Raw genomic sequence first — 26430 nt, forward strand, 5'->3', positions numbered from 1 at the left:
TCGGCCGATCGGCCGGCCGTCGTTTTTTTCGTCGCGCGGTACGCCCGCGTCGCGCACGCGTGATCCGCGTGCGCGCCTTCGCACAAGGAGTCCAACAATGACCAAGAAATCCGCACTCGCGCTGTCGCTCGCTCTCGCCGCCGCCGTTCCCGTCGCGCTGACGCTCGCGTCGCCCGCCGCGCACGCCCAGACGGCGAACCCGCACTTTCCCGAGCCGGCCGGCGTGCTGTCGCTTTCGTCGCAGGCCAGCGCCGACGTGCCGCAGGACATCATCCACATCACGCTGTTCTACGAGCAGCAGGCCAAGGACCCGGGCAGCCTCACCGCGCAGCTGAACCAGCGCGCGGATGCGGCGCTGTCGCAGGCGAAGGGCGTGTCGGGCGTCACCGCGCACACGGGCGCGTTCTCCGTGTATCCGAGCACCGATCGCGACGGCAAGATCTCCGCATGGCGCGGCCGCACCGAGGTCGCGCTCGAATCGCGCGATTTCGCCGCGGCGTCGAAGCTGGCAGGCCAGTTGTCGAACCTGATGCAGGTTGCGAACGTCGAGTTCTCGCTGTCGCCGGAAGCGCAGCGCACGGCCGAGCAGAAGCTCACGACCGAAGCGATCAAGTCGTTCCGCGCCCGCGCGGACGAAGCCGCGAAGGCGTTCGGCTACAACAGCTACACGATCCGCGACGTGAACGTCGGCAGCGGCCGCAACGTGCAGCCGTACCCGCGCATGATGGCGATGGCCGCGGCGCCGATGGACAGCGCGAAGATGAGTGCGCCGATCGCGGTCGAAGGCGGCAAGGCCACCGTGTCGGTCACCGTCAACGGCTCCGTGCAGATGAAGTAACGCAGTAACGCGCATCGCGCCGTTGTCGGAAACGAAAACGCCGGCCCGAGGGCCGGCGTTTTTCATGTGCATCCGGGTAACCGATGCGCACGCCGATCGCGCGTACATCGATACCGCGTCATGCAGCGACCTCACGCAGCCACTTCAAGCAGCCGCATTCGCGTTCGCCGCGCGACGGCGATACGCCCAGACCATCATCGCGATACCCGCGAGGATCATCGGCAGCGACAACCACTGCCCCATCGACAGGCCGAGCGCGAGCAGGCCGAGGAAGTCGTCGGGCTCGCGCGCGAACTCGACCGTGAAACGTGCGAGGCCATAACCGATCAGGAACAGCGCGGATATCGCGCCCATCGGCCGCGGCTTGCGCGCGAACAGGAACAGCACGAAGAACAGCGCGATGCCCTCGAGCGCGATTTCATAGAGCTGCGAAGGATGGCGCGGCAGCATCTGGTATTGCATGAACACGTCGGCGAGATGCCACTTCTCGACGAGTGCCGGATGTTTCGGCAGCCATGCCGCGTCGTCGCGCATCGCCCCCGGGAACAGCATCGCCCACGGCGCCGTCGGATCGGTCACGCGGCCCCACAGCTCGCCGTTGATGAAATTGCCGAGCCGCCCCGCTGCCAGCCCCAACGGCACCATCGGCGCGACGAAATCGGTGACCTGCAGCCAGTGCCGCTTGCGCTGCCACGCGAACAGCATCATCGCGAGCGTCACGCCGAGGAAGCCGCCGTGAAACGACATGCCGCCTTCCCACACCTTGAACACGTCGAGCGGATGCGAGAAGTAGAAATCGGCCTTGTAGAACAGCACGTAGCCGAGCCGGCCACCGAGCACGGTGCCGAGCACGCCGTAGAACATCATGTCGTCGATGTCCTTCGCGGTCCAGCCCTGCGCGGCGACATACGGCAGCTTCAGGCGGATCCGGCCGACGACGATCGCCGCGATGAAGCCGACGAGATACATGAGGCCGTACCAGCGCACGGCCAGCGGCCCGAGATGGATCGCAACGGGGTCGAAATTCGGGTGAATGATCATGGGTTAGCGAAGAAGTTTTCGAATACGGTACGGCCGTCGCACACGTGCAGGACCGCGCGTTGGACGGCGCCCGCGCGCCATCGTTCACGTCACGCGGCCGGACCCTGCGCGCGCACGACGTCGATGAAGCCGGCGAGCACGGGGCTCACGTCGCCGGTGCGCCACACGAGGCCCGTCTCGACGACCGGCGCGTGACCGGCGAGCGGCCGGTAGACCACGCCGGTGCGCCGCAGGTTACGCAGCGATTGCGGCACCAGTGCGACGCCCATGCCGGCCGACACGAGGCTGACGATCGTCTGCATCTGGATCGCCTCCTGGCCGATGCGCGGAGTTTCCCCCGCCGCGCCGTAGCAGCCCGTAATGATGTCATAAAAGCCGGGCGCCAAACGGCGCGGAAAGATCACGAGCGGAAACGCGGCGACGTCGGCGAGCTGCACGGGCTCGTCCTCGGGCGCGTCGGACGCCCCGGCCGGCATCGCGGCCACCAGCGGCTCGCGCACGACGGGCAGGTACGACAGCCCGGCCGCGTGGCGCGGCGGCACGGGCGGAATGACGAGCCCGGCGTCGATGCGCCCGGCGACGAGTTCGTCGATCTGCACGTCGCTCGTCGCTTCCGTGAGCTGCAGCCGCACCTGCGGATAGCGCGCGCCGAACGCGCGCAGCAATGACGGCAGCAGCCCGTAATCGGCGGTCGACACGAACGCGAGCGACAGCGAGCCGGCCTCGCCGCGCGCGAGCCGCCGCGCCATCGGCGGCAGCGCATCGGCCGACGCGAGCAGCCGGCGCACCTCCGGCAGCAGCGCCGCGCCGACCGCCGTCAGCGCGACCGAGCGCTTGGTGCGCACGAACAGCGCGACGCCGAGCGCGTCCTCGAGCGCGCGGATCGCCTGCGACAACGGCGGCTGCGTCATCGACAGCCGCTCGGCCGCGCGGCCGAAATGGCGCTCGTCGGCGACGGTCGCGAAATAGCGCCACTGGCGCAGGTCGGGGATCGGATCGGCCATGCTCGACTCATTCGTAAAACGACTTAATAGGCGACAAATAATATATTGGACATCCCAGAACGGAAACTCCATGCTTGATCGACCCACCCGGCGCACTGTTCGCGCCGGCGTCGCCAAAACAACGATGGAGCTCCCCATGTCGTACAACCGCCGCTCTAAAAACATCACGCAAGGCGTGGCCCGTTCGCCGAACCGCTCGATGTACTACGCGCTCGGCTACCAGAAGGACGATTTCGACAAGCCGATGATCGGCATCGCGAACGGCCATTCGACGATCACGCCGTGCAATTCCGGCCTGCAACGGCTGTCGGACGCGGCGGTCGACGCCGTGAAGGCGGCCGGCGCGAACCCGCAGATCTTCGGCACGCCGACGATTTCGGACGGCATGTCGATGGGCACCGAAGGGATGAAGTACTCGCTCGTGTCGCGCGAAGTGATCGCCGACTGCATCGAAACCTGCGTGCAGGGCCAGTGGATGGACGGCGTGGTAGTCGTCGGCGGCTGCGACAAGAACATGCCGGGCGGCATGATCGCGCTCGCGCGCCTGAACGTGCCGGGCATCTACGTGTACGGCGGCACGATCCGCCCCGGCAACTGGAAGGGCCGGGACCTGACGATCGTGTCGTCGTTCGAGGCCGTCGGCGAATTCACCGCGGGCCGGATGTCGCAGGAGGATTTCGAAGGCGTCGAGAAGAACGCGTGCCCGACGTCGGGTTCGTGCGGCGGGATGTACACCGCGAACACGATGAGCTCGTCGTTCGAGGCGCTCGGGATGTCGCTGCTGTATTCGTCGACGATGGCGAATCCCGACCAGGAGAAAGTCGATTCGGCCGCCGAATCGGCGCGCGTGCTGGTCGAGGCCGTGAAACGCGACCTGAAGCCGCGCGACATCATCACGAAGAAATCGATCGAGAACGCGGTGTCGGTGATCATGGCCACCGGCGGCTCGACCAATGCGGTGCTGCACTATCTCGCGATCGCGCACGCGGCCGAGGTCGACTGGACGATCGACGACTTCGAACGCATCCGCAAGCGGGTACCGGTGATCTGCGACCTGAAGCCGTCGGGACAGTACGTCGCGACCGACCTGCACCGGGCCGGCGGGATTCCGCAGGTGCTGAAGATCCTGCTCGATGCGGGGCTGCTGCACGGCGACTGCATGACGATCACCGGCCGCACGATCGCCGACGAGCTGAAGGACGTGCCGGCCGCGCCGCGCGCGGATCAGGACGTGATCTTTCCGATCGACCGCGCGCTGTACAAGGAAGGCCATCTGGCGATCCTGAAGGGCAATCTCGCGGAAGACGGCGCGGTCGCGAAAATCACCGGCCTGAAGAACCCGGTGATCACGGGCCCGGCGCGCGTGTTCGACGACGAGCAGAGCGCGATGGATGCGATCCTCGGCGACCGGATCCGGGCGGGCGACATCCTCGTGCTGCGCTACCTCGGCCCGCAGGGCGGCCCCGGCATGCCGGAAATGCTCGCACCGACGTCCGCGATCATCGGCAAGGGGCTTGGCGAATCGGTCGGCTTCATCACGGACGGCCGCTTCTCGGGCGGCACCTGGGGCATGGTGGTCGGCCACGTCGCGCCGGAGGCGTTCGTCGGCGGCACGATCGCACTGGTGCAGGAAGGCGATTCGATCACGATCGACGCGCACCGGCTGCTGCTGCAACTGAACGTCGACGATGCGGAACTCGCACGCCGCCGCGCCGCGTGGCGGCAGCCCGCGCCGCGCTATACGCGCGGCGTGCTCGCGAAATTCGCGGCGCTTGCCCGGCCGGCGAACCAAGGGGCGGTCACGGGTTGAGGCAGGGCACCCTCTCATGCGACCCCGATAAACGGACCACCGGGGGAACGCGCAAAACGTGCTTCCCCTTTGCTTCTATAATGCGCGGACCATGAAGCCGGCCATCCCCGCCGGCGGAGAACCGCATGAAACAGACGATATTGCGCGTGCTGCTCGCGACGCTGCTGGCCGGCGGCGCGGCGGCGGCGCGCGCCGACCAGGCCGACGGGCTCGCGCTCGCGCAGCGCAAGAACTGCATGGCCTGCCATGCGATCGGCAAGCCGCTGATGGGTCCGTCGTTCCACGACATCGCCGGCAAGTACGCGACGCGCAACGACGCCGCCGATTATCTTGCGCAATCGATAGTGAAAGGCAGCGTCGGCGTATGGGGCAGCGTGCCGATGCCCGCCAACACGCAACTGACGGGCACCGAAGCCCGCACGCTCGCCCAGTGGGTGCTGTCGGTTCGCTGAATCGGATATCCGCGCGACGCACCGACGCGGTGTGCAGGGCGTGGCAGGCAGGCAACCGCGTACCGCCCGACCGGCGGCGCATCACCGCCGGCTTCGCAGGCCCTTACTGGACCGCCCCCTTTTCACCGCCGCGAGCGATTGCCGTTCAGCCGGAGTGACCGGCGCGGCGGCGGGCGATCTCTTCATCGACCGCATCGCGTACCCAGTCCATCACCTCTGTTTCCAGCGCGAGGGCGACTTCGCGCGTGACCTGGCCGACCAGCCAGGCCGAATGCTCGTGCAGCGCATCGCGACAACGCGCTTCGATGGCCTCGCGCCCCGGCCCGGTCAGATAGTTCGTCAGGCGATTGCGAAGCCGTTCGGCGATGTGCTGCGCATCTTCCGGCGTCAGCGCGGCGGCGTCCGATGCTTCCGGTTGCAGCGCTGCGCTCGGCAGGACCGCCTCCGGCATTGCCGCGTCCGGCGCGTGCCCGGCCGCTTCGTGCGCAATCGGAGCGAACGTGTGCTGCGGCAGACCGTCATCGACCAGCGACGAGCGCAGCGGCGCCGTCATCACCGCCACCTCTTCGGCAACCACGTGCTCCGATGCGCCGGGTCCGGCCGGCGCATCGGTGTCGCCCGCAGCGGCGGCCATCGCCACGTCGCCCGGCAACTCGACGGTCGGCACGTGCGGTGTCGGCACGGGTTCGACCACGACGGAATCGGGGTCGGCTTCGGTTTGACGGGATTCGGCCGGCGCGGCCGCGGCGGCGCCCGGTACGATCACGTCGGTGAGCACCGGAATCGCCGCGCTTCCGTGCGGCCCGGGTGCGGCAGACGCGGGCGAGCGCGCCGGCGCCGGCTTGCCGGGCACCAGCACGTCGGTCAGCGTCGGGATCGAGGATGAATCGGCTTCTGTCACGGGAACACTCCGTCGACGGTTGCGGCTAGCCGCCCTGCTTGTAGTTGTTCAGCGCGTAGCCGCGGTCGCGGTAGAACCGGTAGCGGTCGCGGCCCGCGGCCAGCTCGTCCGGCGCGTTGCCGACCACTTCGAGCAGGCGCTCGAAGCGGGCGAACTGCGCGGGCACGGTCGCGCCGAGGTTCAGCAGCACGTGATGATGCGGCGCGCGGTCGAGATCGGCGGCCAGCACGATCGGCGTACCGGCTGCGTGCTCGCTGTCGACGCCGCAATGCGGAATGAAATCGAGCGGCGAGAACGTCCAGAGCCGCTCGTCGAGCGCGCGCAGGCGCGCGGGCTCGGCGAGCACGACGACCGGCTGCCCGGCCAGATAGGCCTTGCGCAGCAGCCGGCACGCGTACGCGAGCGAATCGCCGACGTTCGAGTGGAAATCGATCCGCGTCATTGCCCGCGCACCCGCGGCGTCGTCAGCCCCGCCATCACTGGCCGGCGCGGTCGATCAGGAACTGCGCGAGCAGCGGCACCGGACGCCCCGTCGCGCCCTTCGCGGCACCGCCCTTCCATGCGGTGCCCGCGATGTCGAGGTGAGCCCACGGATAGCTGTCGGTGAAGCGCGACAGGAAGCATGCGGCCGTCACGGCGCCGGCCGGACGCCCGCCGATGTTCGCGAGATCCGCGAAATTCGACTTCAGCTGATCCTGGTATTCGTCGTCGAGCGGCATGCGCCATGCCGGGTCGTTCGCCTCGCGCGATGCGTCGAGCAGTTCGCCCGCGAGCGCGTCGTTGGTCGAGAACAGCCCGCTGTTGTGGCCGCCCAGCGCGATCACGCACGCGCCCGTCAGCGTCGCGACGTCGATCACGGCGGCCGGCTTGAAGCGCTCGGCATACGTGAGTGCGTCGCACAGGATCAGGCGGCCTTCGGCGTCGGTGTTCAGGACCTCGATCGTCAGCCCCTTCATGCTGGTGACGATGTCGCCCGGCTTCGTCGCGTTGCCGCCCGGCATGTTCTCGCAGGTCGGCACGATCGCGACGACGTTGATCTTCAGGCCCATCTCGGCGACCGCGCGGATCGTGCCGAGCACCGAGCCCGCGCCGCACATGTCGTACTTCATCTCGTCCATGCCTTCGCCCGGCTTCAGCGAGATGCCGCCCGTATCGAACGTGATGCCCTTGCCGACCAGCACGACCGGCGCGGCCTTCGCGGCGCCGCCCTGGTAGTGCAGCACGATGAACTGCGGCGGCTCGACCGATGCGCGCGCGACCGACAGGAACGACCCCATCTTCAGCGCCTGGATCTGCTTGAGCCCGAGCACTTCGGCCTTCAGGCCCCAATCCTTCGCGATCTGCTTCGCGGTGTTGCCCAGGTAGGTCGGCGTGCAGACGTTGCCCGGCAGGTTGCCGAGGTCGCGGGTCAGATCCATCCCGTTCGCGAGCGCGACGGCCTGCTTGATCGCGACCTTCGCGGCCTTTTCGTCGGCCGGATCGACGCTGAACACGACGCGCTTGAGCGTGTGCGACGCCGGTTCCGGCTTGCTCTTCATCTGCGTGAAGCGGTACGTCTCGTTGCGCAGCGCGAGGATCGCGGCGCGCACGCCCCAGTCGGAGCTGCGCTCGTCGACCGGCAGTTGCGCGAGCGAGAACGTGACCTGGACGACCTTGGTCGCCAGCAGCGCGCGCCACGCGGCCGTCACCGCATCGTTGTAGGCTTTCTGATTGAAAGCATCCTGCTTGCCGAGCCCGACGAGCAGCACGCGCGACGCGCCGATGCCCGATACTTCGTGCAGGAACAGCGTCTTGCCGCGCTTGCCGTCCATGTCGCCGGCCTTCACCACGCGCGAGATCAGCCCCTTGGTGGCCGTGTCGATGTCGAGCGCCGCGCCCGACAGCGTCTGCGCCTCGAAGATGCCGAGCACGATGCAGTCGGACTTCCCGGTCAGGAACCCCTTGGCTTCGCCTTTGCTCCAATCACAGCCTTTTATGCTAAAGTCCATCGCGCTTGTCCTCGGATAAAATCTGGGCTAAGGATGAAAGCCGCAATTATCCGCTATTTTTCCCGTGGCGGCGCGAGCGCCCCACCACGCGTGCGCAGCCTCCCGCCCTCTTCTCATCAAGAATGATCTTCGAACGCTCCCTCCAGCGCGAGCTTGCGTATACGGCTGGCGCCGTGTTCATGGTGCTGCTCACGATCATGCTCACGACGATGATGATTCGCATCGTCGGCTACGCCGCGTCCGGCGAAATCGATCCGCGGGACGTGCTCGTGCTGATCGGCCTGACCGTGATCGGCTATCTCGCCGTGATGCTGGTCGTCACGCTGTTCGTGTCGATCCTGTTCGTGCTGACCCGGTGGTACCGGGACTCCGAAATGGTCGTGTGGCTCGCGTCTGGCGTGAGCCTCACGCGCCTCATCAAGCCAATCGGCGTGTTCGCCGCGCCGATCATCCTGCTGATCACGTTCTTCGCGTTCGTCGGCTGGCCGTGGTCGAACCAGCAGAGCAAGCTGATCAAGGCGCGCTTCCAGCAGCGCGACGAAATCTCGCTGCTCGCGCCCGGCCAGTTCCGCGAATCGGCCGCGAACCATCGGGTGTTCTTCATCGAGAAGATGTCGCCCGACCAGAGCAAGGTGCAGAACGTCTTCGTCACGTCGACGGAAAACGGCAAGCTCAACGTGGTCGTGTCGCAAACCGGCCATACGGAAACCTCGAAGGACGGCGATCGCTTCGTCGTCCTCGAGGACGGCCGCCGCTACGACGGTACGCCCGGCCAGCCGAACTTCAAGATCATGGAGTTCGAGCGCTACGGCGTGAAGATCACGAGCAAGCCGGTCGTCAACGTGCAGACCACCAACAGCACGCCCACGCCCGACCTGCTGCGCAACCCGACGCGCGACAACCTCGCGGAATTCGCGTGGCGCGCGGGGCTGCCGCTGATCGCGATCAACCTGATGGTGCTCGGCATCCCACTCTCGTACCAGAACCCGCGCCGCAGCCGCACGATCAACCTCGTGATGGCTGTGCTGATCTACCTCACGTACTCGAACCTGCTGAACGTCGTGCAGGCGCAGATCGAGCAGGGCAAGATGTCGTTCGGCGTCGGTCTGGTCGGCCTGCACGTGCTCGTCGCGGCGATCGTCGCATTCATTTTCTGGTTGCGCGTGCGCAATCGTCCGCTGTTGACACGCGCGCTGTTCGGCCGCTCGGGAGCATGATCGATGCGGCTCTATGAAAAGTACTTCGCGCGGCAGATCTATGTCACGTTCATCTTCATCCTGTTCGCGTTCTCCGGTCTGTTCTTCTTCTTCGACCTGATCAGCGAACTGAATTCGGTCGGGCACGGCAACTACAAGTTCGGCTACGCGGTGCTGCGCGTCGCGCTGCAGACGCCGTCGCGCTTCTACGAGATCATCCCGGTCGCCGCGCTGATCAGCGCGATCTACGTGTTCGCGCAGATGGCCGCGAACTCGGAATTCACGATCTTCCGCGTGTCGGGCCTCGCGACCAACCAGGCGCTGCGCTCGCTGCTGAAGATCGGCGTGCCGCTCGTGATCGTCACCTACCTGATCGGCGAATTCGTCGGCCCGTACGCCGACCAGTTGTCCGAACGCGTGCGGCTGCAGGCGCTCGGCGCATCGGTGTCGTCGAACTTCCAGTCGGGCGTGTGGGTGAAGGACACGCTCGCGGCCCGCGAGAACGGCGAGCAGGTCACGCGCTTCGTCAACGTCGGCAGCCTGTCGCCCGACTCGACGATCAGCAGCGTGCGCATCTACGAATTCGACTCGAAATTCCAGCTGCAGAACGTGCGGATCGCGCAGACCGGCCGCTACGAGCCGCCCGGCCACTGGCTGCTGACGGGCGTCACCGAAACGGAGCTGACGCCGATCAAGCCGATCAGCGGCCAGCCGGCCGATGCGCTGAACCCCGTGTACCGGTCGCAGCAGGTGTCGCTGCCCGAATACCGGCTGCGGTCCGACCTGACGCCGCAGATTCTGTCGGTGCTGCTCGTGTCGCCGGAGCGCATGTCGATCATCAACCTGTTCCGCTACATCCAGCACTTGCGCGAGAACCAGCAGGACACGCAGCGCTACGACATCGCGCTGTGGCGCAAGCTGCTGTATCCGTTCGCGGTGTTCGTGATGCTCGTGCTGTCGCTGCCGTTCGCGTATCTGCACACGCGGGCCGGCGTGGTCGGCGTGAAGGTGTTCGGCGGCATCATGCTCGGCATGAGCTTCCAGCTGCTCAACACGCTGTTCTCGCACATCGGCACGCTGAACACGTGGCCCGCGCCGCTCACCGCCGCGACGCCGGGCCTCATCTATCTCGCGCTCGGCCTGTTCGCGCTCAAATGGGTCGACCGGCACTGAGCGCCGCGTCGCGACGGAGGCTTCGACATGCATTCGCACGGTATCGTCCTGTTCGGCCACGGCGCCCGCGACCCGCGCTGGGCCGAGCCGTTCGAGCGGCTCGCCGCGCGGCTGCGCGGCGCCTCCCCGGCCGCGCAGGTGTCGCTCGCGTTCCTCGAACTGATGACGCCGTCGCTCGGTGAGGCCGTGGCCGCGCAAGTCGCGGCCGGCTGCGCGCGCATCACCGTGGTGCCCGTATTCTTCGGCCAGGGCGGCCATGTCCGCCGCGACCTGCCGCAGCTCGTCGACGCATGCCGCGCCGCGCATCCGGGCGTCGAGATCCGTTGCGCGACGGCGGTCGGTGAGGACGACGGCGTGCTCGACGCGGTCGCGCGCTATTGCATCGAGCAGGTCGGCGACGACACGTAGCAGCCGGCGCATTCGTCGTCCCCAACGAAAAAGCGCCGGCATCCGCCAGCGCTTTTTTCGTTGGGGACTGCGTTCGAGCCGCGCTCAGGCGGCATTGCGGATTGGATCGCCCGCCTGCGCGAGCCGTGCGCGTTCGGCGAACGCATCGCCGATCATCAGCAGGCTCGGCTCCGCCGGATCGAGCCACGCCTGCGCGTCGCCGGCCGCCATCTGCGCGAGCGTGAGCGTCAGCGTGCGTTCGCGCGCGGTGCTGCAGGCCTCGACGATCGCCACCGGCGTCGCCGGCGCACGGCCGGCGTCGATCAGCTCCTGCGCGATGCCGGGCGCGCTGTCGCGGCCCATGTAGTAGACGATCGAATCGGCGCGTGCGGCTTCGCGGATCTCGTCGCTGCCCGGTGCGCGGCTGTGCGTCGCGAACGCGACGCTGCGCGACACGCCGCGCAACGTCAGCGAACGCTTCAGCGTCGCCGCGCCGGCCAGCGCTGCGGTGATGCCCGGCACGACCTCGTAGTCGATGCCGGCCGCTTCGAGCGCCCGCATTTCCTCTTCGGCTCGGCCGAACAGCATCGGATCGCCACCCTTCAGCCGCACGACGCATGCATGCTCGCGCGCCGCATCGACGATCTGCTTGTTGATGAAATGCTGCGCGGTCGAACGCTGCCCGCAGCGCTTGCCGACCGCGATCTTGCGCGCGCTCGGCGCATAGTCGAGCATCGCGGGCTCGACGAGCGCGTCGTGCAGCACGACGTCGGCCTGCTCGAGCAGCCGCACGCCGCGTACCGTGATGAGATCCGCGGCGCCCGGCCCTGCTCCGATCAGATATACCTTGCCCATGTTTGTCGCTTCGCTAGGGTCCTGCCGCGGCGGCCGGTTCGCCGCCGCGCAGATTGACGATTACGCCGAGAACGCGCGGATCATGCCCGCGGCGACCGTGTGATGCGTCGCCTCGTCGATCAGCACGAACGCGCCCGTACCGGGGTGCGCATCGTAGGTGTCGCAGACGATCGGCTTCTGCAGCGTCAGCGCCACGCGGCCGATGTCGTTCATCTTCAGTTCCTGACGGTCGGTCGCGTGCGACAGCGTATGCACGTCGAGCACCTGCTTGACCGCGCCGATCTTCGCGAAGACCGTGCTGGTGGTCTGCTTCAGCAGGTACTTGCGCTGCTGCGACAGCGGCGCGTCGTCGAACCAGCACAGGTCGGCTTCCAGCTTCTTGGCCGGCTCGACCGGCTCGGCCGTCGTGACGAACATGTCGCCGCGCGACACGTCGACGTCCTCTTCGAGACGGATCGTCACCGTCTGGCCCGCGAACGCGTGCGCGACCGACGCGGTGCCGCCCGGCACCGGTGCGACGATCTCGGCAACGGTCGCGGTGCGGTTCGACGGCAGCACGACGATCGCGTCGCCGACCTTCACTTCGCCCGACTCGATCCGGCCCATGTAGCCGCGGAAATCGTCGGCCGAGCTGCCGTCCTGGCGCGCGACCCACTGCACCGGGAAGCGCAGCGCGTCATGCGCCTGCGTCTCGACCGGCAGCGACTCGAGCACGTCGAGCAGCGGCTCGCCCGCGTACCACGGCATGCGCTCGCTCGCGCCGACGATGTTGTCGCCCTTCAGCGCCGACACCGGCACGAAGCGCACGTCGGTCAGGCCGAGCTGCTTCGCGAGCGCGACGTACGCGTCGCGGATCTCGTTGAAGCGCGCCTCGCTGTAGTCGACGAGGTCCATCTTGTTGATCGCGACGATCACGTGCTGCAGCCCGAGCAGCTTGACGATCGCGCTGTGGCGCTTGGTCTGCGGCAGCAGTTGCACGACGCCGTTCTCGACCGTGATGCGCGTCGCGTCGATCAGCACGATCGCCGCGTGCGCGGTCGATGCGCCCGTCACCATGTTGCGCGTGTACTGCTCGTGGCCCGGCGTGTCGGCGATGATGAACTTGCGCTTCGCGGTCGCGAAGTAGCGGTACGCGACGTCGATCGTGATGCCCTGCTCGCGCTCGGCTTCGAGGCCGTCCGTCAGCAGCGCGAGATCGAGCTCGTCGCCGACCGTGCGCTTGTTCTTCGCGCGCGACAGCGCGGACAGCTGGTCGGACAGCACGGCCTTGCTGTCGTACAGCAGGCGGCCGATCAGCGTGCTCTTGCCGTCGTCGACGCTGCCCGCGGTGATGAAGCGCAACACGCCGAGGTCTTCGTTGTTCTCGATGATGCTCATGATGTGAATGTCCTCGTGTGCTTCAGAAATAACCTTGCTTCTTGCGCTGTTCCATCGCGGCTTCGGATGCCTGGTCGTCCATCCGGGTCGCGCCGCGCTCGGTGATCTCGGTCACCGCCGTCTCGGCGATGATCTTCTCGACGTCGTCCGCGTCGCTCTCGACCGGGCACGTGCAGCTGATGTCGCCGACCGTGCGGAAGCGCACTTGCGCGAGCTCGCTCGTCTCGCCGTCACGCATCGGCGTGAGCGGCGTGACCGGCACGAGCAGCCCGTTGCGGCGCACGATCTCGCGCTGGTGCGCGTAGTAGATCGACGGCAGTTCGAGATTCTCGCGTGCGATGTACTGCCACACGTCGAGCTCGGTCCAGTTCGAGATCGGGAACACGCGCAGATGCTCGCCCTTGTGCAGGCGGGCGTTGTACAGGCTCCACAGTTCCGGGCGCTGAGCCTTCGGGTCCCACTGGCCGAATTCATCGCGGAACGAGAAGATGCGTTCCTTCGCACGTGCCTTCTCTTCGTCGCGGCGCGCGCCGCCGATCAGCGCCGTGTAACCGTGCTGCTCGATCGTTTCCAGCAGCGTGACGGCCTGCGCGGCATTGCGCGAATCGGTTTCGCGGCGCAGCACGACCGTGCCGCGCTTGATCGAATCCTCGACGTGGCCGACCACCAGCTCGGCGCCGAGCTCTTGCGCACGGCGATCGCGGAAGTCGATCACTTCCTCGTAGTTGTGGCCCGTGTCGATGTGCACGAGCGGGAACGGCAGCGACGTCTTGCGGTTCGCGCCGAGGCCGAAGGCCTTCAGCGCCAGATGCAGCACGACGACCGAATCCTTGCCGCCCGAGAACAGCAGCGCCGGCTTGCTGCATTCGGCAACGAGTTCGCGCAGGATGTGGATCGACTCGGCTTCGAGCCAGTCGAGGTGGCCCATGCGGCTGCTGTCGCCGGTGGGCGGGGCAAAGGCGGATTGCTCGAGCGTCGTGCTCATGATTTCAGTCCTTCTCTTCTGGGTTCGTGCCGCGCGCTGTCGCAGGCGGCGCAATATTCAGTTTCTTGTCGGTCTTCAGTGCGCGGCGCCGGCTTCGGCGTTCGCGGGAATCGGCGTGATCGTCGTGATGTGCAGCCCGCATTCCTTCGTGTCGCGCGACTCCCACCACCAGCGGCCCGCGCGGCTGTCTTCGCCCGGACGGATCGCGCGCGTGCACGGCTCGCAGCCGATGCTCGGGTAGCCGCGCGCATGCAGCGGGTTGACCGGCACGTCGAACGCCTTAAGGTACGTCCACACGTCGGCTTCCGTCCAGTCGGCGAGCGGGTTGTACTTCGCGATCCCGCGCGCTTCGTCCTGTTCTTCCTCGTGCAGCTCCGCGCGCGTGACCGACTGCTCGCGGCGCTGGCCCGTGACCCACGCGCCGACGTCGGCCAGCGCGCGGTTCAGCGGCTCGACCTTGCGGATGTGGCAGCACGACTTGCGCAGCTCGACGCTCTCGTAGAACGCATTCAAGCCGTGCTCGGCCACGTACTGGTCGACCGCGTCCTGCCGCGGATGGAACTGCTCGATCTCGTAGCCGTAGCGCTCGCGCACGCGGTCGATCATGCCGAGCGTTTCCGCGTGCAGGCGGCCCGTGTTCAGCGAGAAGATGCCGATCGACACGCCCTTCGACAGGATCGCGTGCGTGAGCAGCATGTCTTCCGCGGCGAGGCTGCTCGCGAATTTCACCTTGTCGTGACGCTCGCCGATCTGCGCGAGCAGCGCGTCGAGGCGCTCGACCTTCGCGGCAAGCTCCGGCGTCAGCGCGGTGGCGGTGCTCATGCGCTCACCTTCGTGTCGACCGCCGCCTCGCGGCGGCGGAACAGCGGCGCCGGCTCGTCGAACGCGCCCTGGTAACGCTGCGTGAATTCCGTGAACGCATTCAGCGCGTCGTGGATGTCCTTGTCGGCACGCACCGCGAATGCGTCGAAGCCGCAACGCGACATGTACAGCAGCTGGTCGCGCAGCACGTCGCCGATCGCGCGCAACTCGCCGGTCCAGCCATGGCGCTCGCGCAACAGGCGCGCGATGCTGTAGCCGCGGCCGTCCGCGAAGCGCGGGAAATCCACGGCGATCAGCGAAATCGCGCCGAAGTCGGCCACGAGATCGGCCGGTTCGCTGTCCGGCGCGAGCCACACGCCGAGCTCGTCCTTCGTCTTCGCGGCGACGAGCGCCGCGCGCTCGGCCTGCCACCACGCGAACGGCACGAGCACCTTGCCGGCCGGCAATGCGTCGACCGCGGGCAGCGCACCGTCTTCCGCCGCGCGCACGACCTGCCATGCGTCGTCGATCACTGCGCGGTTCTTGATAATCGAAGCCATCTGCAAATTCCCTCTACCCGGTTGGTTACGCGTTCACTGCCTGGCGCGCCGCATACACGCGCTCCTTGAACGGTGCGATGCCGATGCGGTCGTACGTGTCGACGAAGCGCTCGCCGTCGATGCGTGCCTCGACGAACGTATCGATCAGCTTCGCGATCACGTCGGGCACTTCTTCCGCCGAGAACGACGGCCCGATCACGCGGCCGAGGCGCGCGCCGTTGCGGCCCGTGCCCTGCTCGCCGCCGAGCGACACCTGGTACCACTCGGCGCCGTCCTTGTCGACGCCGAGGATGCCGATGTTGCCGACGTGGTGGTGACCGCACGAGTTCATGCAACCGGAAATGTTCAGCGATAGTTCGCCGAGGTCGTACACGTAGTCGAGATCGTCGAAACGCTGCTGGATCGCCAGCGCGATCGGGATCGACTTCGCGTTCGCGAGCGAGCAGAAGTCGCCGCCCGGGCACGCGATGATGTCGGTCAACAGGCCCACGTTCGGCGTCGCGAAACCGGCCGCCTTCGCCTTTTCCCACAGCGCGAACAGGTCGCGCTTCTTCACGTTCGCGAGGATCAGGTTCTGCTCGTGCGACACGCGCAGCTCGCCCAGCGAGTACGCGTCGGCCCAGTCGGCCACCAAGTCCATCTGCGCGTCGGTCGCGTCGCCCGGGGCCACGCGGTGATCCTTCAGCGACAGCGTGACGGCCGCATAGCCCGGCACCTTGTGCGGCGCGACGTTACGCTCGACCCAGCGCGCGAACGCCTTGTTCTCGAGCAGATGCTGTTCGAACGATGCGTCGGTGTCGGGCAGCTTTTCGTAGACGGGCGGCTTGAAGTATTGCGACACGCGATCGATTTCGGCCTGCGTGAGCGTCGACGGGCCGTCCTTCAGGTGCTGCCACTCTTCCTCGACCTGCTGCGCGAACTTCGCCGGCGACAGCGCCTTCACGAGGATCTTGATCCGCGCCTTGTAGAGGTTGTCGCGGCGGCCGTAGCGGTTGTATACGCGCAGCACGGCTTCGCAGTACGTGAGCAGGTGCTGCCACGGCAGGTCTTCCTTGATCACCGCGCCGATGATCGGCGTGCGGCCGAGGCCGCCGCCCGCGAGGATGCTCGCGACCACCTCGCCCTGCGCGTTCTTCTTCAGGTACACGCCGAGGTCGTGGATCTGCACGGCCGCGCGGTCGTGCTTCGAGCCCGACACCGCGATCTTGAACTTGCGCGGCAGCCACGCGAATTCGGGATGGAACGTCGACCACTGGCGCAGGACCTCGGCCCAAGGGCGCGGATCGATCTCTTCGTCCTGGGCGACGCCGGCGAACTGGTCGGCCGTGATGTTGCGGATGCAGTTGCCCGACGTCTGGATCCCGTGCATCTGCACCGACGCGAGCTTCGCGAGGATCTCGGGCGTGTCTTCGAGCTCGATCCAGTTGAACTGGATGTTCGAGCGCGTCGAGAAGTGACCGTAGCCGCGGTCGTGTTCGCGGGCGATGCGGGCCAGCATCCGGAGCTGGTCGCTGCGCAGGTTGCCGTACGGAATCGCGATGCGGTGCATGTACGCATGGCGCTGCATGTACAGGCCGTTCTGCAGACGCAGCGGACGGAATTCGTCTTCGCTCAACTCGCCCGACAGCCGGCGGCGCACCTGGTCGCGGTACTGCGCGACTCGCTCGTCGACGATCGTCTGGTCGTATTGGTCGTACTGATACATTCGGGGACCCCAGGGTTTTCGTGGTGACCGCGCGACGTCCTAGCCACGTCGCGCCCGAATCTCCGTTCCGTCGTCATCGCCGCCAACCGAGGCCGGCTGGATTGCTAATGACGAAAACAGATATCCATATTTGAAAAACTCCGGTGAATCGTAATAAACTCGCCTTATATTTCAAACGACTAAAAAATTCTGTTGATATGCGGAAGGGTTATAAATGAACCTGCACCAATTTCGCTTCGTGCGCGAGGCCGTCCGCCAGAATTTCAACCTCACCGAGGCCGCCAAGGCGCTCTACACGTCGCAACCGGGGGTGTCGAAGGCGATCATCGAGCTCGAGGACGAGCTGGGCGTCGAGATCTTCACGCGGCACGGCAAGCGCGTGCGCTCCCTCACCGAGCCGGGCCGGATCATTCTCGCGTCGGTCGAGCGGATTCTCCAGGAAGTGGAAAGCCTGAAAAGGGTCGGAAAAGATTATGCGGCGCAGGACCAGGGCAACCTGACCATCGCGGCGACCCACACGCAGGCCCGCTACTCGCTGCCGGCCGCGATCGCCGAGTTCAAGAAGCGCTTCCCGAAGGTGCACCTGTCGATCCTGCAAGGCAGCCCGACGCAAGTAGCCGAGATGGTGATCCACGACCAGGCCGATCTCGCGATCGCGACCGAGGCGATCTCCGACTACAAGGAGCTCGTGTCGCTGCCGTGCTTCCAGTGGCATCACGCGGCCGTCGTGCCGGCCGACCATCCGCTGCTCGAACGCAAGCCGGTCACGCTGGACGATCTCGCCCAATACCCGCTGATCACGTACGACGACGCGTTCGCGGGCCGCAAGAAGATCAATCATGCGTTCGCGCTGCGCGGGCTGTCGCCGGACATCGTGCTCGAGGCGATCGACGCCGACGTGATCAAGACCTATGTCGAACTCGGCCTCGGCGTCGGCATCATGGCCGACATCGCGTTCAATCCCGAGCGCGATCGCGGCCTGCGGCTGATCCCGGTCGGCCACCTGTTCGGCAGCAACGTGACGCGCGTCGCGCTCAAGCAGGGCGCCTACCTGCGCAGCTATGTGTATACGCTCGTCGAACTGCTGTCGCCGACGCTGAACCGCAAGCTGATCGAACAGGCGCTCAAGGGCGAAGCCGAATCGTATGAGCTTTGACGGACAGGTATGAACACAGGGGCGCCTGTCGCGCCCCGTTTTGTTGCCCGACGGAGATTCCCGCATGACGCTTCCCGCCCTGCCACGGCTGCCCGCCTCGTTGCGCCGCGCCGCCGGCGCCGCCCTCGTACTGGCCTGCGCGGCCGCGCATGCCGACCTGAAGGTCGGCGTCGACCTGTCGTCGACCGGCCCGGCCGCCGCGATCGGCATCACGAGCAAGAACGCGATCCTGATGTGGCCGAAGACGATCGCCGGGCAGCCCGTGCAGGTCACGGTGCTCGACGACGCGTCCGATCCGGGCGCCGCGGTGCGCAACATCCGCAAGCTGGTCGACGAGGATCACGTCGACGTCGTGGTCGGCCCGAACATCACGCCGGCCGCGCTCGCGGCGCTCGACGCGGTGGCCGCCGCGCAGACGCCGATGATCACGCTGGTCGGCTCGGGCTCGATCGTCGAGCCGCAGGAAGGCGCGCGAACCTGGGCGTTCAAGATGGCGCAGAGCGACCGCGCGATGGCCGACGTGATGACGCGCTACATGGCCAACCACGGCGTGAAAACGGTCGGCTTCATCGGCTTCGCGGACAGCTATGGCGACAGCTGGCTCAACGAATTCACGCGCTTCGCGGACCTGCGCAAGATCCGCGTGATCGCGACCGAGCGCTTCAACCGCACCGACGCGAGCGTCACGGGTCAGGCGCTGAAGCTGATCGCGGCGAAACCCGACGCGATCCTGATCGCGGGCGCGGGCACGCCGACCGTGCTGCCGCAGCGCACGCTGATCGAGCGCGGCTACAAGGGCGCGATCTACCAGACGCACGGGATCGCGACGCCGGAATTCATCAAGCTCGGCGGCAAGGATGTGGACGGGACGCTGTTCCCGACCCAGCCGGTCGTCGTCGCGCGCACGTTGCCGGCCGACCATCCGGCCCGCCAGGCCGCGCTCGCGTTCGTCGATGCGTACGAGACGAAGTACGGCGCCGGCACGGTCACGCAGTTCGCGGGCGATGCGGCGGGCGTGTATCCGCGCCTCGCCGATGCGGTCGGCCGTGCGCTGAAGGCCGCGCAGCCCGGCACGCCGGCCTTCCGCACGGCGCTGCGGCGCGAACTCGAACGCGCGCACGAGCTCGTCGTGCCGAACGGCGTCGTCAATACGAGCGACAAGGATCACGTGGGGCTCGACCAGCGCGCGAGCGTGATGGGGATCGTGAAACAGGGCCGGTTCGTCTATCTGAGCCAGTGACTTGCATGCCGGGCACCGGGTTGCTTGCCCAGTGCCCCGTTTTCCGCCATAATCCGCGTTTCGCCGCGCACCACCGTATGCGCGGCCAGGATCAAGCCCAGGTGGTGAAATTGGTAGACGCAGGGGACTCAAAATCCCCCGCCGCAAGGCGTGCCGGTTCGATTCCGGCCCTGGGCACCAGTCTTTCGCAGCGTCATGCGCTGCCTTTGTCGAAACCCGCGCAAGCTCGCCGCTTCGCGGGTTTTTTGTTTATGGTGCGCGTTCCGCACCGCACCCAGTGATCGACGGCGGCCTGCCGCCCGGTACGCTCAGGCCATCAACTCGCGGACGAAATCCAGAAACACCCTCACCTTCGCCGAAACGAGATTCGACGCGTGATGATACGCATAAAGCGGGAACGTCTCGTCCGCCCACTCGGGCAACAACTGCACCAACCGCCCGTCGGCCAGCACGTCCCGCGCATAGAGCTCGAGCAATTGCGCAATGCCGACACCGCCCAGGCACGCGCCGAGCAGCCCGCCCGTATCGTTGACCGTCAGCCTGCCGGCGGCGTCGACCGGCACGACTTCCTTGCCGCGATGAAACTCCCATTCGTACGGCCGCCCCGTCACCGGATCGCGGATCAGCACGCACCGGTGAGCGTCCGCGAGATCCCGAGGGTGCCGCGGTTCGCCATGACGCGCGACGTAGGCCGCCGACGCGCAGGTCAGCACGCGCGTCTCGAGCAGCAGCCGCGCGCGATATGACGACGGCTCCGGGATGCCGAAGCGCACCGCCACGTCGAAGCCGTCGGCGACGAGGTCGCCCATCCGGTCCCGCACGCTGATTTCGACCGACAGGTCGGGAAAGCGGTCGAGAAATTCCGCCATCCGCGGCGCCAGCACGTAGTGGCCGAACGTGCCGTCCACGTTGACCCGCAGCCGCCCCCTCACGCGCGCCTTCGACTGGCCGGCGTCGAGCGCCGCCTCCTCGATGCCGGCCAGCAGCGGCGCGACCGCCTCGTAAAAGCGTCGCCCTTCGTCGGTCAACGTGATCGCGCGCGCCGTCCGGTTGAAGATCCGGATGCCGACCCGCTCTTCCAGCCGGGCGACGGCGCGACTCACCGCCGGTTGAGTCAGCCCCATCGCCTCGCCCGCCCGCGCGAAGGTGCCGGCCTCGATCACCGCCGAGAGCACGCCGATACCGCTGAGCAATCTGCTGTCGAATCCCATGAGACATACTTTCAGTCATTCATTGACTGATGATTATTCATTATTTTTATTGATCGAGGAAGCCTACAGTAAGTCCTGTCGCCGGATCGAACGGCATTCAACCTTCATCAGGAGCAGGACATGAGCACATCGGAACAAGTCGCCCTCGTCACGGGTTCGTCGCGCGGCATCGGCGCGGAAATCGCACGCCAGCTCGCCCGGGACGGCTTCCGGGTCGTCGTCAACTATGCCGGCAGCGCCGGCCCGGCCCGCGAAGTGGTCGACGCGATCGTCGCCGACGGCGGCCATGCGGTCGCGGTGCAGGCGAACGTCGCCGATCCAGCGGCCGTGGCCGCGCTGTTCGACGCCACCCGCGACGCATTCGGCGGTCTGGATGTGGTGGTCAATTCCGCAGGCGTGATGAAGCTGTCGGCCATCGCCGACTGCGACGACGCGCTGTTCGACGAAACGTTCGCGATCAACGTGAAAGGCACGTTCAACGTCTGCCGCGAAGCGGCCAGGCGGGTGCGCGACGGCGGGCGCATCATCAACCTGTCGACCAGCGTGATCGGCATGCGCATGCCGACGTACGGCGTGTACGTCGCCAGCAAGGCCGCGGTCGAAAGCCTCACGCAGGTGCTCGCGCAGGAAATGCGCGGGCGCAGCGTCCGCGTGAACGCCGTCGCGCCGGGACCGGTCGCGACCGAGCTGTTCCTGCAGGGCAAGAGCCCCGAACTCATCGATCGGCTCGCGAAGCTGAACCCGCTCGAGCGGCTCGGCCAGCCCGACGACATCGCGCGCGTCGTCGCGTTCCTCGCCGGCCCGGACGGCGCGTGGATCAACGGCCAGATCCTGCGCGCCAACGGCGGCATGTGCTGACGGACCGCTCACCGCCGCCTCATCTTTCCGCCAGGAGAATGCTCATGAACCAAGTCGTCCTCGTCACCGGCGCGTCCAGCGGCTTCGGCTTGCTGACGGCCCAGGCGCTCGCCCGCGCCGGTCACACGGTCTACGCATCGATGCGCGAGAGCGCCGGGCGCAATGCGCCGCGCGTCGCCGCCATCGCCGCCTATGCGCAACAACACGGCGTCGACTTGCGCAGCGTCGAACTCGACGTCGGCGACGACGCCTCCGTCGACGCCGCCATCGATCGCGTGATCGCCGACAATGGGCGTCTGGACGTCGTCGTCCACAACGCCGGCCATATGGTGTTCGGGCCGGCCGAAGCGTTCACGCCCGAGCAGCTTGCGCAGCTCTACGACGTCAACGTCGTGTCGACCCAGCGCGTGAACCGCGCGGCGCTGCCGCATCTGCGCCGCCAGGGCCGCGGCCTGCTCGTGTGGGTGTCGTCCTCGTCGGCGCGCGGCGGCACGCCGCCGTTCCTCGCGCCCTACTTCGCCGCGAAAGCCGCGATGGACTCGCTCGCCGTGTCCTACGCGGCCGAGCTCGCGCGCTGGGGCATCGAAACGTCGATCGTCGTGCCGGGCGCGTTCACGCGGGGCACGAATCACTTCCTCCATGCGGGCAAGCCGGCCGATACCGCCGTGCAAGCCGCCTACGACGGCGGGCCGTACGCGGGCGTCGCCGATCAGGCGTTGAAGGGCCTCGCCGCGCTTGAACCGGCGGACGCCGACGCGGGCGCCGTCGCCACGGCGATTGCCGAACTCGTCGCGGCGCCGGCCGGCAAGCGCCCGTACCGCGTGTTCGTCGACCCGTCGCAGGACGGCGCCGAGGAAGTGTTCCGCGTCGGCGATCGCATCCGCCGCGAGATGTTCAGGAACATCGGCCTGGGCGACCTGCTCGCGCCGCGCATCGACGGCTGATCGTTCGCGCGCCGGGCCGGCGCGCGTCAATCCCGCTCGCAGAACCGGAGAATCGCGTCCGCGACCGCCGCCGCGGATTCGCGCTGCGGGAAGTGCCCGATTCCGTCGAGCACCTGCCGCTCGTAGCGCCCGGCGAAGAACCGCTCCCGCCCCGCCGAGCTGTCGGGATGGTTGCAAGTGTCCGCGCCGCCATGCAGCACGAGCGTCGGCACCGCCAGCACGGGCGCCGGGTTCAGCCGCGCGTCGTCGTCGGCATAGGCCGGCGCGCCCGGCGCGAAGCCCCAGCGCTGCCGGTACGAATGCAGTACGACGTCGATCCAGTCGGGTCCGTCGAACGCGACGGCTGCCGCGTCGAAATCGCTGTCGCGATACCAGCCCGGCGGCGACCACGTATCCCACATCAGGCGCGCGAACGCGCGGCGGTCGTGGCGCAGCGCCTGCTCGCCGCGCGGCGTCGCCATGAACCAGTGATACCAGTAGTTGCGCGCCTGCTGCAGCGACAGCGGCTGGGCGGGATCGTTGGTGCCGTACCCGACCGACAGCATCACCAGCTGCGATGCGGCACTGTCGCGCAGCCCGCACGCGTTCGCGGCCGCGCGGGCGCCCCAGTCGTGCCCGACCAGCACGGGCCGCTCGATGCCGAGCACGTCGACGAATTCGAGCAGGTCGCGCCCGAGCGCCGCGAGCTGGCCGCTGCGCGGCACGGATGCGTCGCGAAAGCGCGTCGGCGCGAAGCCGCGCAACGCGGGCGCGAGCACGCGGTAGCCGCGTGCGGCCAGCCCCGCGGCCACCGCCTCCCAGCCGACCGGGCTGTCCGGCCAGCCGTGCAGCAGCACGGCCACGCGCTCGCCGCGCGGGTTCCATTCGAGATAGGCAATGTCGAGCGACGCGGTCGTCGCATGCGTATAGGTCGTCATCGTGTACTCCCTCAGGTCAGCATGAACATCCGATGGTAGGTCGGCCTTTCATCACGATTCGCGGAGTATCATGATTCACTCTTCGAATATCGCGTTGAATCGATCCATGGAACCGCCGACCGATCCCGCGTCGACCGCGCTCGACATCGCGCTGCTGCGCACCTTTCTCGAAGTCGTCGACAGCCACGGGTTCGCGCCGGCCGCGGAACGCCTCGCGTTGACGCCGTCCGCCGTCAGCGGCCACATCAAGCGGCTCGAACAGGCGGCCGGCACCGTGCTGCTGGCGCGCACGACCCGCCGGATCGCGCTGACGCCGGCCGGCGACACGCTGTACGCGTACGCGCGCAACATCGTCGACATGGAGCGCGAGGTGCGCGCGCGGCTGCGCGGCGCACCGGCGCACGGGCCGCTGCGAGTCGGCGCGTCGGAGGATTTCGCGGGCACATGGCTGCCGCAGGTGCTGCGCACGTTCCGCGACGGCCATCCGCGCACATCGATCGAACTGAAAGTCGGCATCACCGCGTCGCTGCTACGGGAGCAATCGCTGGGCCGGCTCGACGTCGTGTTCGGCAAGCAGTGCCGACAGGTCGACACGCCCGGCGAACTGCTGTGGGAGGAGCCGCTCGTGTGGGCATTCGCGGCCGATACGGCGCTCGACGCCGAGGAACGCGTGCCGCTCGCGCTGTTTCCGGAACCGTGCGTGTATCGGGAAGCCGCGGTGTCCGCGCTCGCGGCGGCGCTGCGGCCGTTTCGCGTGCTGTTCGAAAGCGCGAGCATGGCCGGCTGCATGTCGGCCGCGCTCGCCGGCTTCGCGGTCACGGCGCTCGCGCGCAGCCAACTGCGCGACGGCCTGCGCGCGTGCGGGCCGCACGACGGCCTGCCGGCGCTGCCGGCCGCCCGCTTTTACGCATTTGCGTCGAAACCCGCCGGCGTCGGCGCCGCGCTGATCGACGCGGTGCGGGCCACCGGGCGCACGCGGCAGTTCGCCGACTGAGCACGCGCGGCGCGCTCGCCGCACGGGCCGCCGTCTCGCGCCGGCGCCGATCGAGCGGCGTCGCGAGTCGGTGATCGGCGGACGGCCGCGGATACCGGCACGATGCCGCTTTCAGTCGCCGCTGTCGCTGTCGCTCGCGCCCGCGTCGTTCAATGCCTCCACCATCAACGCGCCGAACCACTCGATGAACGCGTTGAGCCGCCTCGAGCGATGCCGGCGGTGCGGATACACGGCCGACACGTCCATCGGCTCGGCGCGGTGGCCGGGCATCACGTCGACGAGTGCGCCGCTTGCCAGCAAATGCTCGACGTCGAAGCGCGGAATCTGGATCAGCCCCATTCCCGCGACGCAGCTGGCGATGTAGGTTTCGGCGTTGTTGACGATCACGCGGCTCGGCAGCGTCAGCATGTGCCGCTGCCCGTCCGCGCAATATTCCCAGCCGAGTTCGCGCCCCGTCGTCGGCGACGCATAGCCGATCGCCCGGTGCCCGTGCGCGAGCGCATCCGGATGCTCGGGCACGCCGCATTCGCGCAGGTAGTCGGGGCTCGCGCAGTTGATCAGCGTGAACTGCCCAAGCGGCCGAACGACGAGGCTGCTGTCCGCGAGCCGCCCGACGCGGATCGCGCAATCGACGCCCTCCTGCACGAGGTCGATCGCGCGGTCGGTGGAGCCCAGCGACAGTTGCAGCTTCGGGTGGCGGCGAAACAGCGACGGCAGCGCGGGCGCCACGACGCGGCGGGCGATCCGGCTCGGCACGTCGACGTTCAGCCGCCCGACCACGTCGCGGTCGCGGCGCCGGAACAGGCGGTCGAGTTCGTCGGCTTCCGCGAGCAGGCGCCGGCCGCGTTCGAGCAGCAGCGCGCCGTCGGCGGTCAGTTGCACCTGGCGCGTCGTGCGGTGCAGCAGCCGCGTGCCGAGCGCCGTCTCGAGTTGCTGGACGGCCGCCGACACGGTCGCGCGCGGCACGTCGAGCGCATGCGCGGCCTTGATGAAGCTGCCCATCTCGGCAACCTGCAGAAAGATCCTGACCTGATCCAGCTTGTCCATCGACGGGAAACCCGGGTTCGAACGACGGTCGGCGCCGGCCGCCACGCAGCGCGGCTGGCTTCGGCGACAAGAGAAAACGGGCGCGCGGCCTCGTGGCTGCGCGCCCGTCCATTGTCCACGCAAACGCGCCATTGCGGCGCGCCGCGCGGCCGCAAGCGGCCCGGTTACTTGGTCGTATAGCCGCCGTTGATCAGGATCGTCTGGCCCGTGATCCACCAGCCGTCGGTCACGAGATGGCGGATGAACGGCACGACGTCCTCGATGTCGGTCAGCCCGGTCTTGCTGAACGGCGACAGCGCGGCGGCCGTCTTGTGATACGCGACCGCATCGGCGCCTTCGGCCGGATAGAAGAACGGCGTGTCCATCGGGCCCGGCCCGACGGCCGTCACCGAGATCCCGCGTGCGCCGTACTCCTTCGACGCCGCGCGCGTGAAATGCTCGACCGGCGCCTTCGATCCTTCGTACGCCGCGTAGAACGGCGTGAACGCGCCGAGCAGCGACGTCACGAGCGTGACGAGCTTGCCGTGATCCTCGAGATGCCGCCCGGCTTCCTTGATGAAGAAGAACGCCGACTTGCTGTTGACCGCGAACATCTCGTCGTACTCGGCCTCGCTGATCTCGGTGAACGGCTTCTTCAGCACCTTGCCGACCGTGTTGATCGCGATGTCGATCTTGCCGAAGCGCTGCTTCGCGTCGTCGAACAGCTTCTCGACCGCGGCGGCCGTCGTCAGGTCCGCCTGGAACGTCGCGGCTTGCGCGCCAGCCGCGCGCACCGCCGCAGCCGTCTCCTCGGCCTGCGCCTGCGACGCCGCGCTGTTGTAGTGAATCGCCACCGCCTTCGCGCCGTGGCCCGCCAGGTCCCGCGCGATCAGGCCGCCGAGATTCTTTGCGCCGCCTGCGATCAGGACGACCTTGTCTGCGAGCGTATGAGTTGCCACGGTTGACTCCTTTTTTCGTTGAACGAAGCTAGGAGTGTAGGCATACGCGACG

26 protein-coding genes and 1 tRNA gene are annotated in these 26430 nt (G+C 67.8%); 12 read left to right on the top strand and 15 right to left on the bottom strand.

The window, feature by feature from the left end:
* Window positions 1-97 precede the first annotated feature (97 nt).
* Window positions 98-838: an SIMPL domain-containing protein gene (locus J8I33_RS06250; RefSeq protein WP_050012064.1), complete on the top strand. Its 741-nt coding sequence runs from the start codon at window positions 98-100 to the stop codon at window positions 836-838.
* Between the two features lie 144 nt (window positions 839-982).
* Here J8I33_RS06250 and lgt read toward each other — a convergent pair whose 3' ends face one another.
* Together lgt and J8I33_RS06260 are read right to left on the bottom strand one after the other, a co-directional pair.
* Complete coding sequence (gene lgt, locus J8I33_RS06255; protein ID WP_050012065.1) at window positions 983-1879, bottom strand: prolipoprotein diacylglyceryl transferase; 897 nt, start codon at window positions 1877-1879, stop codon at window positions 983-985.
* 89 nt (window positions 1880-1968) lie between these two features.
* On the bottom strand, window positions 1969-2883 hold the full coding sequence (locus J8I33_RS06260) for a LysR substrate-binding domain-containing protein (RefSeq protein ID WP_209933922.1): 915 nt from the start codon (window positions 2881-2883) through the stop codon (window positions 1969-1971).
* A 136-nt stretch (window positions 2884-3019) separates the two neighbouring features.
* On the opposite strand from J8I33_RS06260, the gene ilvD reads away from it, so the two are divergent.
* Together ilvD and J8I33_RS06270 are read left to right on the top strand one after the other, a co-directional pair.
* A complete protein-coding gene (gene ilvD, locus J8I33_RS06265) occupies window positions 3020-4693 on the top strand; it encodes a dihydroxy-acid dehydratase (RefSeq protein ID WP_050012067.1) in 1674 nt (557 codons plus the stop codon).
* Window positions 4694-4818: 125 nt separating this feature from the next.
* Window positions 4819-5145 carry a c-type cytochrome gene (locus J8I33_RS06270; protein WP_209926371.1) on the top strand — a complete coding sequence of 109 codons (327 nt, stop codon included), beginning with the start codon at window positions 4819-4821 and terminating at the stop codon, window positions 5143-5145.
* A gap of 145 nt (window positions 5146-5290) precedes the next feature.
* Here J8I33_RS06270 and J8I33_RS06275 read toward each other — a convergent pair whose 3' ends face one another.
* The 3 genes from J8I33_RS06275 to J8I33_RS06285 are packed head-to-tail and all read right to left on the bottom strand — an operon-like array spanning window position 5291 to window position 8034.
* On the bottom strand, window positions 5291-6046 hold the full coding sequence (locus J8I33_RS06275; protein ID WP_209933926.1) for a DUF2486 family protein: 756 nt from the start codon (window positions 6044-6046) through the stop codon (window positions 5291-5293).
* A 25-nt stretch (window positions 6047-6071) separates the two neighbouring features.
* Window positions 6072-6488 carry a DNA polymerase III subunit chi gene (locus J8I33_RS06280; RefSeq protein ID WP_050012070.1) on the bottom strand — a complete coding sequence of 139 codons (417 nt, stop codon included), beginning with the start codon at window positions 6486-6488 and terminating at the stop codon, window positions 6072-6074.
* 34 nt (window positions 6489-6522) lie between these two features.
* On the bottom strand, window positions 6523-8034 hold the full coding sequence (locus J8I33_RS06285) for a leucyl aminopeptidase (protein ID WP_050012071.1): 1512 nt from the start codon (window positions 8032-8034) through the stop codon (window positions 6523-6525).
* Between the two features lie 122 nt (window positions 8035-8156).
* On the opposite strand from J8I33_RS06285, the gene lptF reads away from it, so the two are divergent.
* Genes lptF through J8I33_RS06300 form a run of 3 tightly spaced genes read left to right on the top strand, consistent with a single transcriptional unit; the run spans window position 8157 to window position 10811 of the window.
* Complete coding sequence (gene lptF, locus J8I33_RS06290; protein ID WP_050012072.1) at window positions 8157-9251, top strand: LPS export ABC transporter permease LptF; 1095 nt, start codon at window positions 8157-8159, stop codon at window positions 9249-9251.
* Window positions 9252-9254: 3 nt separating this feature from the next.
* Window positions 9255-10403: an LPS export ABC transporter permease LptG gene (gene lptG, locus J8I33_RS06295; RefSeq protein ID WP_209933932.1), complete on the top strand. Its 1149-nt coding sequence runs from the start codon at window positions 9255-9257 to the stop codon at window positions 10401-10403.
* A 27-nt stretch (window positions 10404-10430) separates the two neighbouring features.
* The gene (locus J8I33_RS06300) at window positions 10431-10811 is read left to right on the top strand and encodes a CbiX/SirB N-terminal domain-containing protein (RefSeq protein ID WP_050012074.1); all 381 of its coding nucleotides are present in this window, start codon (window positions 10431-10433) and stop codon (window positions 10809-10811) included.
* 84 nt (window positions 10812-10895) lie between these two features.
* On the opposite strand, the gene cobA is transcribed toward J8I33_RS06300, so the two are convergent.
* The 6 genes from cobA to J8I33_RS06330 all read right to left on the bottom strand — a co-directional run bounded on the left by cobA (window position 10896) and on the right by J8I33_RS06330 (window position 17073).
* Window positions 10896-11645 (bottom strand): uroporphyrinogen-III C-methyltransferase, encoded by a 750-nt coding sequence (gene cobA / locus J8I33_RS06305; RefSeq protein ID WP_050012075.1) that lies wholly within the window; start codon window positions 11643-11645, stop codon window positions 10896-10898.
* 60 nt (window positions 11646-11705) lie between these two features.
* Complete coding sequence (locus tag J8I33_RS06310) at window positions 11706-13022, bottom strand: sulfate adenylyltransferase subunit 1 (protein WP_050012076.1); 1317 nt, start codon at window positions 13020-13022, stop codon at window positions 11706-11708.
* Between the two features lie 22 nt (window positions 13023-13044).
* Complete coding sequence (cysD, locus tag J8I33_RS06315) at window positions 13045-14007, bottom strand: sulfate adenylyltransferase subunit CysD (RefSeq protein ID WP_124554761.1); 963 nt, start codon at window positions 14005-14007, stop codon at window positions 13045-13047.
* Window positions 14008-14082: 75 nt separating this feature from the next.
* On the bottom strand, window positions 14083-14829 hold the full coding sequence (locus tag J8I33_RS06320; protein ID WP_209926356.1) for a phosphoadenylyl-sulfate reductase: 747 nt from the start codon (window positions 14827-14829) through the stop codon (window positions 14083-14085).
* Complete coding sequence (locus J8I33_RS06325) at window positions 14826-15368, bottom strand: DUF934 domain-containing protein (RefSeq protein ID WP_050012079.1); 543 nt, start codon at window positions 15366-15368, stop codon at window positions 14826-14828. The genes J8I33_RS06320 and J8I33_RS06325 overlap by 4 nt, the downstream gene beginning before the upstream one ends.
* 25 nt (window positions 15369-15393) lie before the next feature.
* Window positions 15394-17073, bottom strand: a complete 1680-nt coding sequence (locus J8I33_RS06330) for a nitrite/sulfite reductase (protein ID WP_124593591.1) — start codon at window positions 17071-17073, stop codon at window positions 15394-15396.
* Between the two features lie 214 nt (window positions 17074-17287).
* Between J8I33_RS06330 and J8I33_RS06335 the strand changes: the two genes are divergently transcribed.
* From J8I33_RS06335 to J8I33_RS06345, 3 genes are all read left to right on the top strand, one after another.
* Complete coding sequence (locus tag J8I33_RS06335; RefSeq protein WP_006478072.1) at window positions 17288-18229, top strand: CysB family HTH-type transcriptional regulator; 942 nt, start codon at window positions 17288-17290, stop codon at window positions 18227-18229.
* Window positions 18230-18293: 64 nt separating this feature from the next.
* Window positions 18294-19469 carry an ABC transporter substrate-binding protein gene (locus J8I33_RS06340; RefSeq protein ID WP_050012081.1) on the top strand — a complete coding sequence of 392 codons (1176 nt, stop codon included), beginning with the start codon at window positions 18294-18296 and terminating at the stop codon, window positions 19467-19469.
* Between the two features lie 95 nt (window positions 19470-19564).
* Window positions 19565-19649, top strand: a tRNA-Leu gene (locus J8I33_RS06345).
* Window positions 19650-19777: 128 nt separating this feature from the next.
* Here the strand turns inward: J8I33_RS06345 and J8I33_RS06350 are convergent.
* Complete coding sequence (locus J8I33_RS06350; protein ID WP_050017513.1) at window positions 19778-20680, bottom strand: LysR family transcriptional regulator; 903 nt, start codon at window positions 20678-20680, stop codon at window positions 19778-19780.
* A gap of 120 nt (window positions 20681-20800) precedes the next feature.
* Between J8I33_RS06350 and J8I33_RS06355 the strand changes: the two genes are divergently transcribed.
* Complete coding sequence (locus J8I33_RS06355) at window positions 20801-21538, top strand: SDR family oxidoreductase (protein WP_209933939.1); 738 nt, start codon at window positions 20801-20803, stop codon at window positions 21536-21538.
* Window positions 21539-21582: 44 nt separating this feature from the next.
* Window positions 21583-22482 (top strand): SDR family oxidoreductase, encoded by a 900-nt coding sequence (locus tag J8I33_RS06360; RefSeq protein WP_050017516.1) that lies wholly within the window; start codon window positions 21583-21585, stop codon window positions 22480-22482.
* Between the two features lie 26 nt (window positions 22483-22508).
* Here J8I33_RS06360 and J8I33_RS06365 read toward each other — a convergent pair whose 3' ends face one another.
* The gene (locus tag J8I33_RS06365) at window positions 22509-23399 is read right to left on the bottom strand and encodes an alpha/beta hydrolase (protein WP_209933944.1); all 891 of its coding nucleotides are present in this window, start codon (window positions 23397-23399) and stop codon (window positions 22509-22511) included.
* A gap of 106 nt (window positions 23400-23505) precedes the next feature.
* Here J8I33_RS06365 and J8I33_RS06370 point away from each other — a divergent pair, with 106 nt between their 5' ends.
* Window positions 23506-24393 (top strand): LysR substrate-binding domain-containing protein, encoded by an 888-nt coding sequence (locus J8I33_RS06370; protein WP_124593581.1) that lies wholly within the window; start codon window positions 23506-23508, stop codon window positions 24391-24393.
* A 111-nt stretch (window positions 24394-24504) separates the two neighbouring features.
* On the opposite strand, the gene J8I33_RS06375 is transcribed toward J8I33_RS06370, so the two are convergent.
* Window positions 24505-25440: a LysR family transcriptional regulator gene (locus J8I33_RS06375; RefSeq protein ID WP_209926354.1), complete on the bottom strand. Its 936-nt coding sequence runs from the start codon at window positions 25438-25440 to the stop codon at window positions 24505-24507.
* 164 nt (window positions 25441-25604) lie between these two features.
* Window positions 25605-26378: an SDR family oxidoreductase gene (locus J8I33_RS06380; RefSeq protein ID WP_027785181.1), complete on the bottom strand. Its 774-nt coding sequence runs from the start codon at window positions 26376-26378 to the stop codon at window positions 25605-25607.
* Between the last annotated feature and the right edge of the window lie 52 nt (window positions 26379-26430).

This window comes from Burkholderia sp. AcTa6-5 (assembly GCF_017815075.1).
Lineage (GTDB): Bacteria > Pseudomonadota > Gammaproteobacteria > Burkholderiales > Burkholderiaceae > Burkholderia > Burkholderia sola.

What these genes read in the sequence shown, in the direction of transcription:
- J8I33_RS06250 (WP_050012064.1), top strand. Translation starts at nt 98, where the DNA reads ATGACCAAGAAATCCGCACTCGCGCTGTCGCTCGCTCTCGCCGCCGCC.
- lgt (WP_050012065.1), bottom strand. Translation starts at nt 1,879, where the DNA reads ATGATCATTCACCCGAATTTCGACCCCGTTGCGATCCATCTCGGGCCG.
- J8I33_RS06260 (WP_209933922.1), bottom strand. Translation starts at nt 2,883, where the DNA reads ATGGCCGATCCGATCCCCGACCTGCGCCAGTGGCGCTATTTCGCGACC.
- ilvD (WP_050012067.1), top strand. Translation starts at nt 3,020, where the DNA reads ATGTCGTACAACCGCCGCTCTAAAAACATCACGCAAGGCGTGGCCCGT.
- J8I33_RS06270 (WP_209926371.1), top strand. Translation starts at nt 4,819, where the DNA reads ATGAAACAGACGATATTGCGCGTGCTGCTCGCGACGCTGCTGGCCGGC.
- J8I33_RS06280 (WP_050012070.1), bottom strand. Translation starts at nt 6,488, where the DNA reads ATGACGCGGATCGATTTCCACTCGAACGTCGGCGATTCGCTCGCGTAC.
- J8I33_RS06285 (WP_050012071.1), bottom strand. Translation starts at nt 8,034, where the DNA reads ATGGACTTTAGCATAAAAGGCTGTGATTGGAGCAAAGGCGAAGCCAAG.
- lptF (WP_050012072.1), top strand. Translation starts at nt 8,157, where the DNA reads ATGATCTTCGAACGCTCCCTCCAGCGCGAGCTTGCGTATACGGCTGGC.
- lptG (WP_209933932.1), top strand. Translation starts at nt 9,255, where the DNA reads ATGCGGCTCTATGAAAAGTACTTCGCGCGGCAGATCTATGTCACGTTC.
- J8I33_RS06300 (WP_050012074.1), top strand. Translation starts at nt 10,431, where the DNA reads ATGCATTCGCACGGTATCGTCCTGTTCGGCCACGGCGCCCGCGACCCG.
- cobA (WP_050012075.1), bottom strand. Translation starts at nt 11,645, where the DNA reads ATGGGCAAGGTATATCTGATCGGAGCAGGGCCGGGCGCCGCGGATCTC.
- J8I33_RS06310 (WP_050012076.1), bottom strand. Translation starts at nt 13,022, where the DNA reads ATGAGCATCATCGAGAACAACGAAGACCTCGGCGTGTTGCGCTTCATC.
- cysD (WP_124554761.1), bottom strand. Translation starts at nt 14,007, where the DNA reads ATGAGCACGACGCTCGAGCAATCCGCCTTTGCCCCGCCCACCGGCGAC.
- J8I33_RS06320 (WP_209926356.1), bottom strand. Translation starts at nt 14,829, where the DNA reads ATGAGCACCGCCACCGCGCTGACGCCGGAGCTTGCCGCGAAGGTCGAG.
- J8I33_RS06325 (WP_050012079.1), bottom strand. Translation starts at nt 15,368, where the DNA reads ATGGCTTCGATTATCAAGAACCGCGCAGTGATCGACGACGCATGGCAG.
- J8I33_RS06330 (WP_124593591.1), bottom strand. Translation starts at nt 17,073, where the DNA reads ATGTATCAGTACGACCAATACGACCAGACGATCGTCGACGAGCGAGTC.
- J8I33_RS06335 (WP_006478072.1), top strand. Translation starts at nt 17,288, where the DNA reads ATGAACCTGCACCAATTTCGCTTCGTGCGCGAGGCCGTCCGCCAGAAT.
- J8I33_RS06340 (WP_050012081.1), top strand. Translation starts at nt 18,294, where the DNA reads ATGACGCTTCCCGCCCTGCCACGGCTGCCCGCCTCGTTGCGCCGCGCC.
- J8I33_RS06350 (WP_050017513.1), bottom strand. Translation starts at nt 20,680, where the DNA reads ATGGGATTCGACAGCAGATTGCTCAGCGGTATCGGCGTGCTCTCGGCG.
- J8I33_RS06355 (WP_209933939.1), top strand. Translation starts at nt 20,801, where the DNA reads ATGAGCACATCGGAACAAGTCGCCCTCGTCACGGGTTCGTCGCGCGGC.
- J8I33_RS06360 (WP_050017516.1), top strand. Translation starts at nt 21,583, where the DNA reads ATGAACCAAGTCGTCCTCGTCACCGGCGCGTCCAGCGGCTTCGGCTTG.
- J8I33_RS06365 (WP_209933944.1), bottom strand. Translation starts at nt 23,399, where the DNA reads ATGACGACCTATACGCATGCGACGACCGCGTCGCTCGACATTGCCTAT.
- J8I33_RS06370 (WP_124593581.1), top strand. Translation starts at nt 23,506, where the DNA reads ATGGAACCGCCGACCGATCCCGCGTCGACCGCGCTCGACATCGCGCTG.
- J8I33_RS06375 (WP_209926354.1), bottom strand. Translation starts at nt 25,440, where the DNA reads ATGGACAAGCTGGATCAGGTCAGGATCTTTCTGCAGGTTGCCGAGATG.